Raw genomic sequence first — 14,127 nt, 5'->3', positions numbered from 1 at the left:
TACGCAGGGCGAAAAAAAGCCCGGTTCGAAAACCGGGCTTCCTGGCCTTGCAGGCGTGGCGTTTAACGCTGCGTCGCGATGCTGCGGGCCTGGTTGGCGGCGTTGTTCAGGGCCGAGACCGGTGGGGTCTTGCCTTCCAGCGCGTCGTTGAGCTGCTGGTTGAACACGGGTTCGATGCGGTCATAGTTGGCCATGCGGAAACCGCGGCTGTTGGCGGCCGGACGCGTGCTCATCGAAGCCACCACGGCTTGGGCGCCCGGGATGCTCTTGTAGAACGACACGTCGGACGCGCGGAACGCGGCTTCGGTCAGCGGCAGATAGCCGGTGCGCTGGTGCCATTCCGCCGCGATGACGGGCTTGGACAGCCAGGCCAGGAACTGCGCGGTGGCCTTTTCTTCGGCTTGCGGACGGCCTTCAAGCGCCCACAGCGCCGAACCGCTCACGAACGGCTGGCCGCCGGTCTGGGTGGCCTGGTCGTAGTAAGGCAGCGGCGCCACGCCGAACGACAGGCCCTTGGTGGTCAGGAACTGGCCAAACGAGCCCGAATTGCCGGTCAGGACCGCGCATTCGCCCTTGGCAAAGAGCTTGTCGGCGCTGCTGTCGGCCGTGTGGGCCATGAACAGCAGCGAACGCTTCCAGCTGACCATCAGCGAGATGTGGCGCATGTAGAGCGTGTCGAATTGCATGGCAGGCGCCGCGCTCTTCTTGGTGATCGCATCCAGGCCGTTGTTGTTGCTGGTGAACTGCTGGTTGTTCACAGGCGCCAGGTTTTCCAGGTGGATCGATACCTGGTCGCTGGAGGCGTAGGGACAATCCAGGTCCGCCACATCGCGCAGCTTGAGCAGTTCGCCTTGCAGGGCGGTCCAGGTGCGCGCGGGCTTGTTGGGATCGAGGCCGGCCTTCTTGTAGGCGGCGGTGTTGTAGAACATCACCGGCACTTCGGCCATCCAGGGGAAGGCCAGCAGGCGGCCCTTGCCGTCGCGGATGAAGCTGCTGGTGGCCGGCACGAACCAGTTCAGGTCCTTGACGGGGTACTTGGCCAGCAGTTCATACATCGGCAGGATGGCCTTGTGCTCGGCCACGACTTCCGGCGAATGGTTGTCGTTCAGTTGCACCAGGTTCGGGGCCTTCTTGGCCTTGACCGCCGCGGTAGCTTCCTGTTGCAGGGCAGCTTGCGAGGCAAAGCCGCGCAGGGTCACTTTGACCTGGTCCTGCTCTTTGTTGTACTGCTTGGCCAGCTTTTCGAATTCGGCCTTGTTGGCGTCGGGCAGCGTGTGCCAGACCTGGATCTCGACGGGTGCGGCATTGGCCGCGCCCGCTACCGCCATGGCGGCGCCAAACACCCATGCCCGCCGGCTGGCGAACATCGCGCGGGCAACGCCCGCCAATTGCAATTTCTTCATAGGTTCATAGACCAAGAAAAGGGAATTCCGGTTCTGGACGACGTCCGCTGAGCAGGTCTGCCAGAGCCCGGCCCGAGCCAACGCCCATCGTCCAACCGAGAGTACCGTGTCCAGTATTGATATACAAATTGGGGATACGGCTGCGGCCGACGATAGGCACGTTCGAGGGGGTGGACGGGCGCAAGCCCGACCAATAACTGACGCGTTCGAAGTCGAGCGCGTCGGGAAAGAGTTCGCGGGCCAGCCGCGTCATGGCCTCGCAGCGGCCGGTGTTCAGGCCGCGGGAATAGCCGGACAGTTCGGCGGTGCCCGCCATGCGCAGGCGATCGCCCAGGCGCGAGAACACCACTTTGTGGCTGCTGTCGGTGAGACTGACCGTCGGCGCGCCATCGGGCTTCAAGACCGGGAAGGTCGCCGAGTAGCCCTTGGCCGGGTAGACGTTGCAAGGAATGCCCAGCGGACGCACCAGCGACGGGCTGAAACTGCCCATGGCCACCACGTAGGCGTCGGCAACAAGGGTGCCGTAGCGGCCGTCGGGCTCGATCAGTTCGACACCCTGCACCGTGCCGCCTTGGGTGATCAGACGCGTGACGCGGGTGCTGTAGCGGAATTCGACGCCGGCTCGCGCGCAGCGCTCGGCCAGTGCGACCGTGAACAGATGAACGTCGCCGCTTTCGTCTTCGGGGGTGAAATCCCCCCCGACGATGGTATTGCGATGGGGTGCCAGGGCCGGTTCGATCGCAATGACCTCATCGGTGGACACCACGCGGCGCTCGACGCCGAAATCGCGCATCAGGCCTGCGGCCCGTTGCGAGTTTTCGAATTCGTGGGGATCACGGTAGAAATTGAGGATGCCGCGCTCGAGGTGGTCGTATTCGATGCCAAGCTCGGCGCGCATGGTGCGCAACGTGGCACGGCTGTATTCGGCCATGCGGACCATGGCACGGATGTTCGGCGCCAGCCGCCCCGGCAGGCATTCACGCAGAAAGGCCAGGCCCCACATCCATTGCCGCCAATCCAGTTGGGGGCGGAACAACAGCGGGGCGTCGTCCTGGAACATCCATTTGAGCAATTTCAGGGGCGCCTGCGGATTGGCCCAGGGTTCGGCGTAGGACACCGATATCTGGGCGCCGTTGGCAAGGCTGGTTTCCTGGGCGGGTCCGGTGCAGCGGTCGATGACCACGACGTCGTGGCCTGCCTGGCTAAGCCACCAGGCGCTGGAAATTCCGATGATGCCGCTACCCAATACCGCTACTTTCATGCCCGCATTGCTCCTTGCGTACCCACTGGATCCGCGGACACGATGTCCGCGCCCCGCGGCAAGCCGCTGCCAAGGTGACATCGCAGTTTACCCCGACGCCCCGCCCTCGCCTACGGCTGAAAACATCAAAAAAAGGGGCAGAATCCTTCAGCCTGAAACCGGCCGTCGGTTCGCCCCTTTTGATTGCGCACGCCTGGAATGGATCAGGGCGCGGCTTTGGCCAGGTCGGCCTCGGACGTGAAGGCGTCCGCGTAGAACTCCTCGGGCGGCAGGCCGCGCTGGGCGCTGAATTCGCGCCGGGCGGCGTCGACCATGGGCGGCGCACCGCAGGCGTACACCTGGTACCCCGACAGATCGGCAATGTCGTGCAGGACAGCTTCGTGGACAAAGCCGTCACGGCCCGTCCAATTGTCTTCCTGCAGTGCATTGGACACCACCGGCACGTAGCGGAAGTCCGGCAGCGCCTCGGTCCACGATTGCGCCAGCGCATCCATGTACAGGTCGCGCGGGCGGCGACCGCCCCAATACAGCGAGACGGGGCGGCGGATGTTCTTGTGAATCATGTGTTCGACGATGGCCTTGACGGGCGCAAAGCCCGTGCCGCTGGCCAACAGGATGATGGGCTTGTCGCTGTCTTCGCGCAGGAAGAACGAGCCGAACGGGCCCTCGAGGCGCAGGATTTCGCGCTCTTTCATCTGCGTGTCGCCAGCACCGAACACGTGGTCGGTGAACAAGCCGCCCGGCATGTGGCGGATGTGCAGTTCCAGCGGGCTGCCGGTATGCGGCGCGCCGGCCATCGAATAGCTGCGGCGGCGGCCATCCTTAAGGATCACTTCGATGTACTGGCCGGCGTAATAGCGGAACTGCTCGGATGCGGGCAATTGCAGCTTGAGCACGGTGACGTCGGGCGCAGCGCGTTCCATGGTCTGCACGCGAGACGGCAGCTTGCGGATCTGGATGTCGCTGGCCAGGCGAACCTCGGTGGATTCGACCACCAGGTCGGAGGCAGGCCGCGCCTGACAGAACAGCGTGTAGCCGTCGGCCAGTTCCTCGGGCGACAGGATCTGCGCGGGATATTGACCGGCGTCGAACTCCCCGGACACCACTTTGCCCTTGCAGGTGGAGCAGGCGCCGTTGCGGCAGCTATAGGGCAGCACGATGCCCGCGGCCAGGGCGCCGTCGAGCACGGTCTGGCCGGGCTCGACCGGGAATTGATGCTTGCTGGGTTGAATGATGACCTGGAAGCTCATGATGAAACGTATCAGGGTTGACGGAGCGCCGCCTGGCGCTCCGCCCGGCCCGGCCTCAGGCCGGGAACTTGCGGATTTCCTTGACGCGGTTGGCGTCGTCCACCAGCACGACCTGCGGCTTGTGGCCAGCGGATTCTTCTTCCGACATCGGCCCGTAGGTGCAGATGATCATCAGATCGCCGACCTGGGCACGGCGCGCGGCGGCGCCGTTCAACGAGATGACGCCGCTGCCGCGGGCCGCCTTGATGATGTAGGTGTCGAAGCGTTCGCCGTTGTTGATGTTGTAGAGCTCGATGCGTTCGAACTCGCGCATGCCGGCAGCGTCCAGCAGGTCTTCGTCGATGCCGCAAGAGCCTTCGTAGTGAAGGTCGGCTTCGGTGACCGTGACGCGGTGCAGCTTTGCCCGCAGCATGATGCGTTGCATGATAGAAATATCCTGGTTTCGCGTACCGGCGCGCGAAGTGATGCAATGAATGCGAATATGCCTGCGGGCAGGTAGTTCCGCCGGCCAAGAACCGCGCGGCACCCGGTTTCTGCCGTCGGAAGCCCGTATTCTATAATTTTTGCCGCGATGGAACGCCCTGCTGGCCGCGCCCAAAGCCACTTGGCGGCATTTGCCATCCAAAATGGCAGCATTGGCCATCGTCATGGCCCGAAAACGTCCATCGCCCGGCGTGCACTGGGCCCCGGAAAAACCGGGCTGAACCGACCGGGCCAGGCCCGGCGCGATGTCAGAAATCCAGTTCGATCTCGACCCCGTCGCCCACTTTCAGGCGGGCGCCCGCGGGCGCATCGACGATGGCATTCTGGCCGAACACCACCCCGATATCCAGGTTGCGGTAACCCGCCAGCGTGCGGCCGGGTTCGTCGTACTGCACGGCGGTGCGCTGATCGATATCGGGAATCGAGCAGCGGGTGCACGGCTTGACGAACGCCATGCTGACCGGCCCGGCGGTGATCATGGCGGTGTGGTCTTCCTCGAAGGCCTCCCACTCCCCTTGCACGACGATATTCGGCCGGAAACGGTCCATCGACACCGGCGCCACGCCCTTGGCCTGCAATCGGGCATTCAGGTCGTCCAGCGATGCCTGGTTGGCCACCAGTAGCGGGAACCCGTCGGCGAAACCGAAGAAATGATCGCCGCCAAAGGTATCGGCCAGGGCCGGGTGGCCGTCGGTCCACCTGTCCACCCATTCGGCCTTGGCCGGGCGGGCCGCGGCCTCGTCCACCTTGTACAGGCGGCATGGCGTCTTGAGGAATGCCGAACACCATTCGGCCGCTGCCTCGCCTTCGCGACGTGCGTCGATGAAGTCCTTCCAGACGCCCACCGATTCCACGCCGGCCTGCAGGCCGGAACCATCCAACGGCACCTCCAGGTCCGCCATGCCGGGCGCCGACAGACGCAGCGAATCGGCCGTGAGCGCGGTGCGGATCAACGCCATGGCAGGCCATTGACGCTGCGTCATGAACTGGCCGTCGGCACCGATCACCATCCAGCGGCGGTCATGCGCCAGCCCGGCGCGGTCCACCGGCGACTCGGCCAGATCGATACCGGCACAGGATTTGATCGGATAGATATGCAGGCTGAGGATGCGGGCGGACATGGCAGGAATGCGGTCGTGGAAAAGAGCGGCAAAGCATAGCGGATGGACGAAAAAAAGCCCAGGCGGACCTGGGCTGAGAGAATGAAGCCCCCGCGGGGGGCAGCAAGCGCAAAGCGCGCGGCGTGGGGGCCCTCAACCAACCAGTTTCAGGGCATCCAAGGGCGTCACCGCCTTGAACGCCTTGCGCGTGGCGATGTGCTCGGGGCGCGGGGTCAGGCCGTACTTGGGCGGCTCCAGCGTGTTTTCCATGCTGTTGTAGACCATGAACACGTTCGACCGGGGCCACGGCGAAATGTTGCTGTTCGAGCCGTGCATGGTGTTGCAGTCGAAAAACACCACCGAACCGGCCTTGGCGGTCATGGAGCGGATACCGCCCTGCTCGACCAGCAATTGCAGGCTGACCGGGTCCGGCACGCCATACTCCTGCTTCTTGAGCGATTGCTTGTAATGCTCATTGGGCGTTTCGCCAACGCAGGAAATGAACTGGCGGTGCGACCCGGGCACCAGCATCAGCGGCCCGTTGCAGTCGTTGTTCTCGGTCAGCAGCACCGAGCAGCTCAGCGCACGCATCGACGGCATGCCGTCTTCCACGTGCCAGGTCTCGAAATCCGAATGCCAGTAGAACTCCTTGCCCTTGAAGCCAGGCTTCATGTTGGCGCGGGACTGGTGAATATAGACTTCGGACCCCAGGATCTGGCGGGCCACGTTGACCAGTCGCGGATCACGCACCAGGCGTGCCAGCACGGGGTTCAGCACGTGCACCATGAAGATGGAACGCACCGCATTGCTGCCGGGCTCGGTGATCGATTCTTCGCGACGGATGATCGACGGGTCGCGCGTCATGCGCTCGACCTCGGCCGACAGTGCGCGCACCTCGGCTTCCGAGAACAGGTCTTCGAGCAGCAGGAAGCCGTCGCGCTCGTAAGCGCCGATCTGCTCGCCGCTCAGGGCGTTGGCATAGCGGCCGTCGCCGTAGACCACGGGGTCCTGGCGGGAAATGATGGCGGAACTGCGATCCGTACGGGAGGCGTACGGATCCTGTGCAGGTGAGATCATGCGAACCTCCTTGTATCAGGCCGCTTTCGCGTGGGCTTCAGGCAAGGCGTAGACGCCCTCTTTGTCGTGCACTTCCTGGCCCGTCAGCGGCGGGTTGAAGACGCAGATGACCCGCAGCGGCTCCTTGCCGCCGCACAGCCAGTGCTCGTCATGCTCGTTAAGCGCATAGACCACGCCCGGCCCCAGGTCGTATTTCTTGCCGTCGGCAATGGTCTCGATCGAGCCGTCGCCTTCGATGCACCACACCGCTTCCAGGTGATTCTTGTAGTGGATATGGGTGCGGCCGCCCGGGAAGATGGTGGTCTCGTGGAAGGAAAATCCCATGCCGTCCTTTTTCAGCAGCACACGGCGGCTGACCCAGGTATCGGTGCGGACTTCATCGGCGGTTCCGATCACATCTTTGACATTACGTACGATCATTGACGTTTTCCTCCAAATTTGAGAATGCGGGCGGACTGCCCTTCTTCAGCCAGCGCGTCGGCCACGCTGGCCTCGATCACATCCAGGCCCTTGGTGAGCAGCTCTTCCTCGATGGTCAAGGCGGGCAGCAGCTTCAGGACCTCATCGTGTGCGCCCGACGTTTCGATGACCACGCCGCGCTTGAACGCGTTGGCGGCGATACGGTTGGCCAGCGCGGGGGTGCTGTTGCACACCAGGCCCTGGATCAGGCCGCGGCCACGCACCGACAGGCCGGCGTTGGGATAGCTGTGGACCAGGTTTTCCAGCCAGTCGCGCACCAGGCGCTCCTTGCGCTGGATGTCGGCCGTGAAGGCGGTGTTGGCCCAATAGGTTTCCAGGGCCTGCGTGGCGGTGACGAAGGCCAGGTTGTTGCCGCGGAACGTGCCGCTGTGCGCGCCCGGCTTCCAGATGTCGAGTTCGGGCTTCATCAGCACCAGGGACATCGGCAGGCCAAAGCCCGATAGCGACTTGGACAGCGTGATGATGTCGGGGCGGATGCCGGCGGCCTCGAAGCTGAAGAACGTGCCGGTGCGGCCGCAGCCCACCTGGATGTCGTCCACGATCAGCAGCATGTCGTGGCGCTTGCACAACTTGTCCAGTTCTTTCAGCCAGCGCAGCGTCGCCACGTTGACGCCGCCCTCGCCCTGCACCGTTTCCACGATGACGGCGGCGGGCTTGTCCATGCCGCTGCTGGGATCTTCCAGCATGCGCTCCAGGTAGGCCATGGTGTCCACGTCCGGCCCGAAGTAGCCGTCGTAGGGCATGAAAGTGGTGTTGGCCAATGGATAGCCGGACGCATCTCGGAACTTCATGTTGGCTGTCACCGCCAGCGAACCGCCGCTGACGCCGTGAAAGCCGTGCGTGAAGGAAATCACATTGGGCCGCCCTTTCACCTGGCGCGCGATCTTCAGCGCCGCCTCGACCGCATTGGTGCCGGTGGGGCCGGTGAATTGCAGGGTGTACTGCCAGTTGCGCGGCTTGAGCAGCACGCGGTCAACGGTCTCGAGGAATTTCTTCTTGGCGCTGGTGGCCATGTCCAGGCCGTGCACCACGCCATCGGACTGCACGTATTCGAGCAGCTTTTCCTTCAGCACCGGATTGTTGTGGCCGTAATTCAAGGTGCCGGCGCCGCTGAAGAAGTCGATGTATTCGCCACCGTCCTCATCGACCAGCGTCGAGCCCCTGGCCTGGCTGAAGATCACGGGAAACGAACGGATGTAGCCCCGTACTTCCGACTCCATCCGGTCAAAGATTTTCAAGTCCATGTGATTAATCCTCCCTTTCATCTCATAAGTTGACAGACGGCCAGAGCCCCTCCGCATGCGCGCCAGGCGCATCCGGACCAGAACAGCCATCCCGGTTTTCGATAGGACCCGCTGCGTTCCCGCCTTACGGCGCGGGCAATGAGAAGGGGCCTATCCTCAACAACATCTCGTCGTCGTGGTCCGCGCCGCCGAACAGTTGCCGATCGAAGAACGGCTGCTCGGAAACGTGGGCGCCCAGCTCGCCGGCCAAGCCGGCGAAAGTGCGGCGCGATGCCTGGTTGTCAGGCGCCACCGTGGTTTCAAGATGACGAACATGCTCGAGCCCCTTGCGTCGCAAGAGCTCCCGAAGCATGGCGCGGCCTAACCGTTGGCCGCGTGCGCGGGTGTGCACGGCGACCTGCCAGACGAACAACACGTCAGGCCTGTCGACAAGCACGTAAGCGGAGATAAATCCATCGATGCGTCCTCCGGCGCTTTCGGCCAGGACGCAGGTGCCGCGGTTGTGCTCGCACAGGAGCAGGTACGCGTATAGGGAATTCACATCGAGTGGCGGGCACTCGGAGATAAGCTGGTGGATCGCGGCGCCGTCTTTGCGGCGGGGCTCACGCAGGAGATGCGTTTCGCTGCCCGCCGCCGGCGCCACGGCACTTGAGTTGATGGGGTCGATCAGTTCGTTTGTTCTCATACAACCAGTCCCGATTCGGGAGGCGCCCCGCCGGTGGGCACCTCGAGGATGGGCGACGACACGTCGCCATGGGTATCCGTTGCGACTCCGCTTTCTTCTTCCATCAGCGCCACGATGCGCTCGAGCGACAACGTGATGGTGGCCTGCTCCAGCTCGGGCAAGGCGTTCAACGCGTCGGCCAGGTGCTTTTGCAGCGGCGACGGCGCCTGCTGCGCGAGCTCGCGGCCGGCGTCGGTGGCGGTCACGAAGACGATGCGGCGGTCTTCGCGGCCGCGCTCGCGGCGGATCAGGCCCTTGTCTTCCAGGCGGTCGAGAATGCCGACGACGGTGCTGGGGCTGACATGGATTTCGCGGCTGATCGCGGTGGCCGTCAGCGGGCCATTCGCGATGACCGTGCGCAGGCACATCAGCTGCGGCGCCGTGATGTGGCTCACCGCAGACAACTGGCGCGAATGCAACGCGATGGATCGCGTGATTCGGCGCAGCGCCCGCAAGATGCGCAGGTCGTACTGCTGCGAGGGGTCGGTTACGGTCTGTTTATTCATGACTGAATTAGTTCAGCTAAATTGATTTCTATACGAATGATATGGGTGACCTATCCCTGTGTCAAACCCCATCACCGGCCATTTTGTAATCATTTTCGCGCTATTTGCCGGCATGTCCCCAAGGGCATTCCCAGGGGGACAGCGACGTTACGGTTTGTCGGAGTTGTCGTACGATTCGCAAATAAAACATCTGTTTTTTACTTCCATATAGATGTAGCATTTGTTTTATTTCGTTCTGTGCACCGACGCCATCGTGACAACCGCCCTGCTGGACCATCTGCGCGAGATCAGCGCAACCCTGCCCGCCGAAATGCTGCGTGCGGCGCGTTGGGTACTGGCCAATCCGGCCCAGGTCGGACTGTGGTCGATGCGACGCCAAGCCCAGGCCGTGGGCGTGTCGCCGGCCACGATGCTGCGGTTGGCCCGCGCCGCCGGGCACGAGAGCTACGAAGCCTTTCGCGCCCCGTTCCAACGAGCCCTGGCCGGCGAGTCCGATGCCAGCTTGCGTGACCGCGCGGCGCGCTTGCAGGCTTCGCACGCGGGCCAAGGCGGCGGCCGCGGCCATGACACCCTGACGCAGCTGCAGACCGAGGCCATGGCCTCGGTCTGGCAGGCCAATGACGAGGCCGCGTTCGATGCGGCCGTCACGGCGTTGCTGGGTGCACGCCAAGTGGGCTTTCTGGGTACGCGTTCCGCGTTCGGCATCGCCTTCCAGATGCGCTACGCCTACCACCTGCTGCGCCGCAATGGCATCCTGATCGACGGCTTGGGCGGCGCGTCTGCCGAAGACGCCGACTGCCTGCAGGAAGGCGATGCGCTGGTGGTGATTTCGCAAGCGCCCTACCCGGCGGCCACCGTGCGACTCACCCGCCAGATCGCCGCGCGCGGCGTGACGGTATTGGCGCTGACCGACAGCGCGGCAGGTCCGGTGGCCCAGGCCGCCAACCACGTGCTGCGCTTTACCCGGCCCGATGATCCGGCGGCGGCGCAAGCGCCCCCCGATGCATCGGCCCAACGCGGACCCGGCTCTTTCTTTCACAGCACCGCGGGCCTGCTGGGCCTGGCCGAACACCTGATCGCGCGCCTGGCGGCCCGCGGCGGCGACGCCGTGCTGCAGCGCCTGGCCGACATCGAAACCCGCCTGCAGGCCGACGGCGCCTATTGGCGCGAACCGACGCGCAAACGCGGCGTCGCCCCCTGAACTTTGCCCCCGCTTCCCCGCTACCGGAGACCCCAGCCATGACCCGCACCCGCGTTCTACACCGTTCCCTGCGCAGCACGCCGCCCGTCGCCGTGCGCGGCCAGGGCGTCTGGCTCTACGACCAGGAAGGCCGCGCCTACCTGGACGGATCGGGCGGCGCGGCGGTCTCCTGCCTGGGGCACAACCATCCCAACGTGCAGGCGGCAATGCATGCGCAGATCGATGCGCTGGCCTACGCCCACACCAGCTTCTTCACCACCGAGGTCGCCGAGGAACTGGCCGGCATGCTGGTCGACGACGCGCCCGCCGGCACTTCGCACGCGTACTTCGTGTCGGGCGGCTCGGAAGCCATCGAGGCCGCGCTGAAGATGGCGCGCCAGTACTTCGTGGAAATCGGCCAGCCGCAGCGCCGCCACATCGTGGCCCGGCGCCAGAGCTATCACGGCAACACGCTGGGGGCCTTGGCGGTGGGCGGCAACGCCTGGCGCCGCGCCCAGTTCGCGCCGCTGCTGATCGATGTCGAACACGTGTCGCCCTGCTACGCCTACCGCGACCAGCGCGCCGGTGAAACCGACGACCAATACGCCGACCGCCTGGCGCAAGAGCTGAACCAGGCTTTTGAACGGCTGGGCCCGGACACCGTGATGGCCTTCGTGGCCGAACCGGTGGTGGGCGCCACATCGGGCGCGGTGACAGCCGTGCCCGGCTACTTTCGCCGCATCCGCGACGTCTGCGACCGCCACGGCGTGCTGTTCATCGCCGATGAAGTCATGTGCGGCATGGGCCGCACCGGCACCTTGTATGCCGTCGAACAGGAAGGCGTGACGCCCGACCTGATCACCATCGCCAAGGGCCTGGGCGGCGGCTACCAGCCGATCGGCGCGGTCATGGCACAGGAACGCATCGTGCAGGCCATCCAGCAAGGCAGCGGCTTCTTCCAGCACGGCCATACCTACCTGGGCCACGCGACGGCCTGCGCAGCGTCGCTGGCGGTGCAGCAGGTGATCCGGCGCGACAACCTGCTGGCGCGAGTACGCACGCAAGGCGAGGGCCTGCGCCAACGCCTGCAACAGGCGCTGGGCGAACATCCGCACGTGGGCGATATTCGCGGGCGCGGCCTGTTCATGGGCGTGGAGCTGGTGCGCGACCGCGCCAGCAAAGAGACCTTCGACCCGGCCCTGTCGCTGCACGCGCGCATCAAGCGCGAAGCCATGGCGCGCGGCCTGATGGTCTACCCCATGGGCGGCACCATCGACGGCCGCCAGGGCGACCACGTGCTGCTGGCCCCGCCCTTCATCATCTTGGACGACGAACTGGATCAGTTGACCGAGCGGCTGGCCGGTGCGATCGACGCGGCCATCGCCGACGCCGGGCGTTGAGGCGGCGCCGGGAGGGGGCCGCCCCGAATCGGCCAATCACCTGACCGCGAGCGGCCCGCCTAGCCGCCCCGCTCCGAAGGCACGCGGCGCCAGGCCGGCCACGCTCCGATGGTCAGGGCGCGCAGGAACCACTCAACCGGACCGTAGGCATGGCGGCGCAGCCACCATGCCGACAATGGCAACTGCGCCGCGAACAGCGCGGTGGCGATCAGCAAGGTCATGCCCGGCGACACGCTGCCGGACAGCCGCCATCCCCAGGCCGTGAACAGCCACGCGCACACCACCGATTGCATCAGGTAATTGGTCAAGGCCATGCGGCCGGCCGGCGCCAGCCAGCGGGCCAGGCAGGCGCCGGGACGCGTGCGCATCGCCAGCAGCAGGGCCGCGGCGTACGACATGCTGAGCAACGATGCGGTGAGCAGGTCCGTGGCCAGGCCCAACGTTTCCCATACCCGGGGCGTCGCGTGCAGGGTGGTGGTGGCGTAGATGGCGGACCCCGCCAGTCCTGGCAAAACGCCCAGCGCGCACAACAGCCACAGCACGCGCGGCTCGCGCCAGGGGTTGGCCAATGCCTGCCGGCGCCCCAGGGCGTAGCCCACCAGGAACATGGCAAACACGAACGGCCCCTGCACCAGCACGATGGCGGCCCAGAGGGTCGTCGTCAACTCGAGCCAATGCCGAGAGATCGTCGTCATGACCGAACCGCGATAGGCTTCGATCGCGGCCTGGGCGTCGGCGGCCGACACCTTGGCCGCCGCGCGGCTGTACGCTTCGGTGCCGGCCGCATCCAGCAGGCTCAAGGCGCCCAGCGCCGCCCAGGCCAGCGAGACCAGCCCGATAAGCCATAGCGCCCGCCGCAACGCCCGGCTGGGCGCCATGCCGCGGCAGGCCATCAATATCAGGCCCAGCAGCGCATAGGTCAGGAGGATGTCGCCCTGGTAGAACAGCACGGCATGCGCCAGGCCCAGCGCCGCCAGCCCCAGCAGCCGTCGGGAAAAACGCGGCGCGAACGCGGCCCCGCTGCGTTCGGCCGCGGCCATCTGCAACGTGAAGCTGTAGCCGAACAGGAACGAAAACAGCAGGTAGAACTTGGTCTCGAACAGCCACGCAATCAGCCAGCCGACCACGTGGTCCTGCACCCGGGAAAATTCGGGATGGGGGATCCCGCTGGCGTAGAAGGGCGAGGCGAACACGCCGATATTGACCACCAGGATGCCGAACAGCGCGAAGCCGCGCAGTGCATCCACGTGCGCCAGCCGTTGGGGCGCGGCGCCCTGCTGCCCCGGCGGTCCCGCTTCGGGCGCTTGATGCGGCGCCGCTTGCACAGGCGTGCTCATGCGCCCTCTCCCGCCTTGCCTTTGACCACCGGTGACGGCGGCAGGCACCCTTGCAGCGCGGCATCGAGCAGCCGACCGCCCGCGGCGGCATCGAACTGCGGATCCACCACCGACCGGCTGTAGACCCCGTCAAGCAGCAACAGCAGCATGTCAGCCATTTCCGCGACCGGCCGCGGCAGCGCGGCGGGCGGCAGCGGGCGCCACACGGCCGCCAGCAACGCCGTCAACGCCGCCTTGCGTTCGGCTTCGTTGGCCATGACCAGGGCGTGGACCCGGGGATTGCGCACCGCCTCGGCCAGCACTTCCATTCCCAGCCGCACGAAGCCGGGATCCTGGTACTGCGCCAGGTTGTCGCCCACCCAGCGGGTCAGCGCCAAGCGTGCGTCGGGCTCGGCGTCCACGCCCTGCTGGCGTTCGCGCAGCGTCTCGGTATCCGACGCGATCAGGGCTTCGATGATCTCGGCCTTGCTGGCGTAGTAATGGAACAGGTTGCCCGGGCTCATGCCTGCGCGCGCACAGATCTGCGCGGTGGACGTAGCGTGGAAACCGTTTTCGGCGAAGCAGTCTGCCGCGGCGGCCAGTATCTGGCGGCGGCGCTCGTTCTGCCTGGCAGGATCTATTTTTCGCATGATATGGCGCGGTGACGTCCGTGAAGGGTGATGCTTTATTAATAGACTGATTG

At 65.4% G+C, this 14,127-nt stretch carries 14 protein-coding genes; 2 read left to right on the top strand and 12 right to left on the bottom strand.

Going from position 1 to position 14,127, the window contains the following annotated elements; genetic code table 11:
* Nucleotides 1-62: 62 nt before the first annotated feature.
* The 10 genes from AC6LJ2_RS05930 to AC6LJ2_RS05885 all read right to left on the bottom strand — a co-directional run bounded on the left by AC6LJ2_RS05930 (nucleotide 63) and on the right by AC6LJ2_RS05885 (nucleotide 9,528).
* On the bottom strand, nucleotides 63-1,403 hold the full coding sequence (locus AC6LJ2_RS05930) for an extracellular solute-binding protein (RefSeq protein WP_263913718.1): 1,341 nt from the start codon (nucleotides 1,401-1,403) through the stop codon (nucleotides 63-65).
* 4 nt (nucleotides 1,404-1,407) lie between these two features.
* A complete protein-coding gene (locus tag AC6LJ2_RS05925; protein WP_263913717.1) occupies nucleotides 1,408-2,664 on the bottom strand; it encodes a D-amino acid dehydrogenase in 1,257 nt (418 codons plus the stop codon).
* A 203-nt stretch (nucleotides 2,665-2,867) separates the two neighbouring features.
* Nucleotides 2,868-3,914, bottom strand: coding sequence for a CDP-6-deoxy-delta-3,4-glucoseen reductase (locus tag AC6LJ2_RS05920; protein WP_498151010.1), 1,047 nt, complete (start codon nucleotides 3,912-3,914; stop codon nucleotides 2,868-2,870).
* A 55-nt stretch (nucleotides 3,915-3,969) separates the two neighbouring features.
* Entirely contained in the window at nucleotides 3,970-4,338 is a 369-nt protein-coding gene (gene panD, locus AC6LJ2_RS05915; RefSeq protein WP_263913715.1) for an aspartate 1-decarboxylase, read from the bottom strand.
* Nucleotides 4,339-4,645: 307 nt separating this feature from the next.
* A complete protein-coding gene (locus AC6LJ2_RS05910) occupies nucleotides 4,646-5,518 on the bottom strand; it encodes an MOSC domain-containing protein (RefSeq protein WP_498151009.1) in 873 nt (290 codons plus the stop codon).
* A gap of 132 nt (nucleotides 5,519-5,650) precedes the next feature.
* Complete coding sequence (gene thpD / locus AC6LJ2_RS05905) at nucleotides 5,651-6,574, bottom strand: ectoine hydroxylase (protein ID WP_263913713.1); 924 nt, start codon at nucleotides 6,572-6,574, stop codon at nucleotides 5,651-5,653.
* Between the two features lie 15 nt (nucleotides 6,575-6,589).
* On the bottom strand, nucleotides 6,590-6,994 hold the full coding sequence (locus tag AC6LJ2_RS05900) for an ectoine synthase (RefSeq protein ID WP_025135189.1): 405 nt from the start codon (nucleotides 6,992-6,994) through the stop codon (nucleotides 6,590-6,592).
* Nucleotides 6,991-8,298: a diaminobutyrate--2-oxoglutarate transaminase gene (gene ectB / locus AC6LJ2_RS05895; protein WP_263913712.1), complete on the bottom strand. Its 1,308-nt coding sequence runs from the start codon at nucleotides 8,296-8,298 to the stop codon at nucleotides 6,991-6,993. Before ectB ends, AC6LJ2_RS05900 begins: the two co-directional genes overlap by 4 nt.
* 124 nt (nucleotides 8,299-8,422) lie before the next feature.
* Nucleotides 8,423-8,983, bottom strand: coding sequence for a diaminobutyrate acetyltransferase (ectA, locus tag AC6LJ2_RS05890; RefSeq protein WP_263913711.1), 561 nt, complete (start codon nucleotides 8,981-8,983; stop codon nucleotides 8,423-8,425).
* A complete protein-coding gene (locus AC6LJ2_RS05885; RefSeq protein ID WP_175218601.1) occupies nucleotides 8,980-9,528 on the bottom strand; it encodes a MarR family winged helix-turn-helix transcriptional regulator in 549 nt (182 codons plus the stop codon). The genes ectA and AC6LJ2_RS05885 overlap by 4 nt, the downstream gene beginning before the upstream one ends.
* A gap of 310 nt (nucleotides 9,529-9,838) precedes the next feature.
* Here AC6LJ2_RS05885 and AC6LJ2_RS05880 point away from each other — a divergent pair, with 310 nt between their 5' ends.
* Both AC6LJ2_RS05880 and AC6LJ2_RS05875 read left to right on the top strand, forming a co-directional pair.
* Nucleotides 9,839-10,729 carry a MurR/RpiR family transcriptional regulator gene (locus AC6LJ2_RS05880; RefSeq protein WP_498151029.1) on the top strand — a complete coding sequence of 297 codons (891 nt, stop codon included), beginning with the start codon at nucleotides 9,839-9,841 and terminating at the stop codon, nucleotides 10,727-10,729.
* A 38-nt stretch (nucleotides 10,730-10,767) separates the two neighbouring features.
* Nucleotides 10,768-12,108 (top strand): aspartate aminotransferase family protein, encoded by a 1,341-nt coding sequence (locus tag AC6LJ2_RS05875; RefSeq protein ID WP_498151008.1) that lies wholly within the window; start codon nucleotides 10,768-10,770, stop codon nucleotides 12,106-12,108.
* A gap of 59 nt (nucleotides 12,109-12,167) precedes the next feature.
* Here AC6LJ2_RS05875 and AC6LJ2_RS05870 read toward each other — a convergent pair whose 3' ends face one another.
* Nucleotides 12,168-13,445: a DUF418 domain-containing protein gene (locus AC6LJ2_RS05870; protein WP_498151007.1), complete on the bottom strand. Its 1,278-nt coding sequence runs from the start codon at nucleotides 13,443-13,445 to the stop codon at nucleotides 12,168-12,170.
* Nucleotides 13,442-14,074: a TetR family transcriptional regulator gene (locus AC6LJ2_RS05865; protein WP_263913708.1), complete on the bottom strand. Its 633-nt coding sequence runs from the start codon at nucleotides 14,072-14,074 to the stop codon at nucleotides 13,442-13,444. Before AC6LJ2_RS05865 ends, AC6LJ2_RS05870 begins: the two co-directional genes overlap by 4 nt.
* Between the last annotated feature and the right edge of the window lie 53 nt (nucleotides 14,075-14,127).

It is taken from the genome of Achromobacter sp. 1014246743, from assembly GCF_059760725.1.
Note: the sequence above shows the minus strand (reverse complement) of the source record. Positions and strands in the feature narration are given on the sequence as shown.

Excerpts from the sequence above, each read along its gene's own strand:
- AC6LJ2_RS05930 (WP_263913718.1), bottom strand. The coding sequence starts at position 1,403 with ATGAAGAAATTGCAATTGGCGGGCGTTGCCCGCGCGATGTTCGCCAGC.
- AC6LJ2_RS05885 (WP_175218601.1), bottom strand. The coding sequence starts at position 9,528 with ATGAATAAACAGACCGTAACCGACCCCTCGCAGCAGTACGACCTGCGC.
- ectA (WP_263913711.1), bottom strand. The coding sequence starts at position 8,983 with ATGAGAACAAACGAACTGATCGACCCCATCAACTCAAGTGCCGTGGCG.
- AC6LJ2_RS05910 (WP_498151009.1), bottom strand. The coding sequence starts at position 5,518 with ATGTCCGCCCGCATCCTCAGCCTGCATATCTATCCGATCAAATCCTGT.
- AC6LJ2_RS05870 (WP_498151007.1), bottom strand. The coding sequence starts at position 13,445 with ATGAGCACGCCTGTGCAAGCGGCGCCGCATCAAGCGCCCGAAGCGGGA.
- panD (WP_263913715.1), bottom strand. The coding sequence starts at position 4,338 with ATGCAACGCATCATGCTGCGGGCAAAGCTGCACCGCGTCACGGTCACC.
- AC6LJ2_RS05880 (WP_498151029.1), top strand. The coding sequence starts at position 9,839 with ATGCTGCGTGCGGCGCGTTGGGTACTGGCCAATCCGGCCCAGGTCGGA.
- AC6LJ2_RS05925 (WP_263913717.1), bottom strand. The coding sequence starts at position 2,664 with ATGAAAGTAGCGGTATTGGGTAGCGGCATCATCGGAATTTCCAGCGCC.
- thpD (WP_263913713.1), bottom strand. The coding sequence starts at position 6,574 with ATGATCTCACCTGCACAGGATCCGTACGCCTCCCGTACGGATCGCAGT.
- ectB (WP_263913712.1), bottom strand. The coding sequence starts at position 8,298 with ATGGACTTGAAAATCTTTGACCGGATGGAGTCGGAAGTACGGGGCTAC.
- AC6LJ2_RS05865 (WP_263913708.1), bottom strand. The coding sequence starts at position 14,074 with ATGCGAAAAATAGATCCTGCCAGGCAGAACGAGCGCCGCCGCCAGATA.
- AC6LJ2_RS05920 (WP_498151010.1), bottom strand. The coding sequence starts at position 3,914 with ATGAGCTTCCAGGTCATCATTCAACCCAGCAAGCATCAATTCCCGGTC.
- AC6LJ2_RS05875 (WP_498151008.1), top strand. The coding sequence starts at position 10,768 with ATGACCCGCACCCGCGTTCTACACCGTTCCCTGCGCAGCACGCCGCCC.
- AC6LJ2_RS05900 (WP_025135189.1), bottom strand. The coding sequence starts at position 6,994 with ATGATCGTACGTAATGTCAAAGATGTGATCGGAACCGCCGATGAAGTC.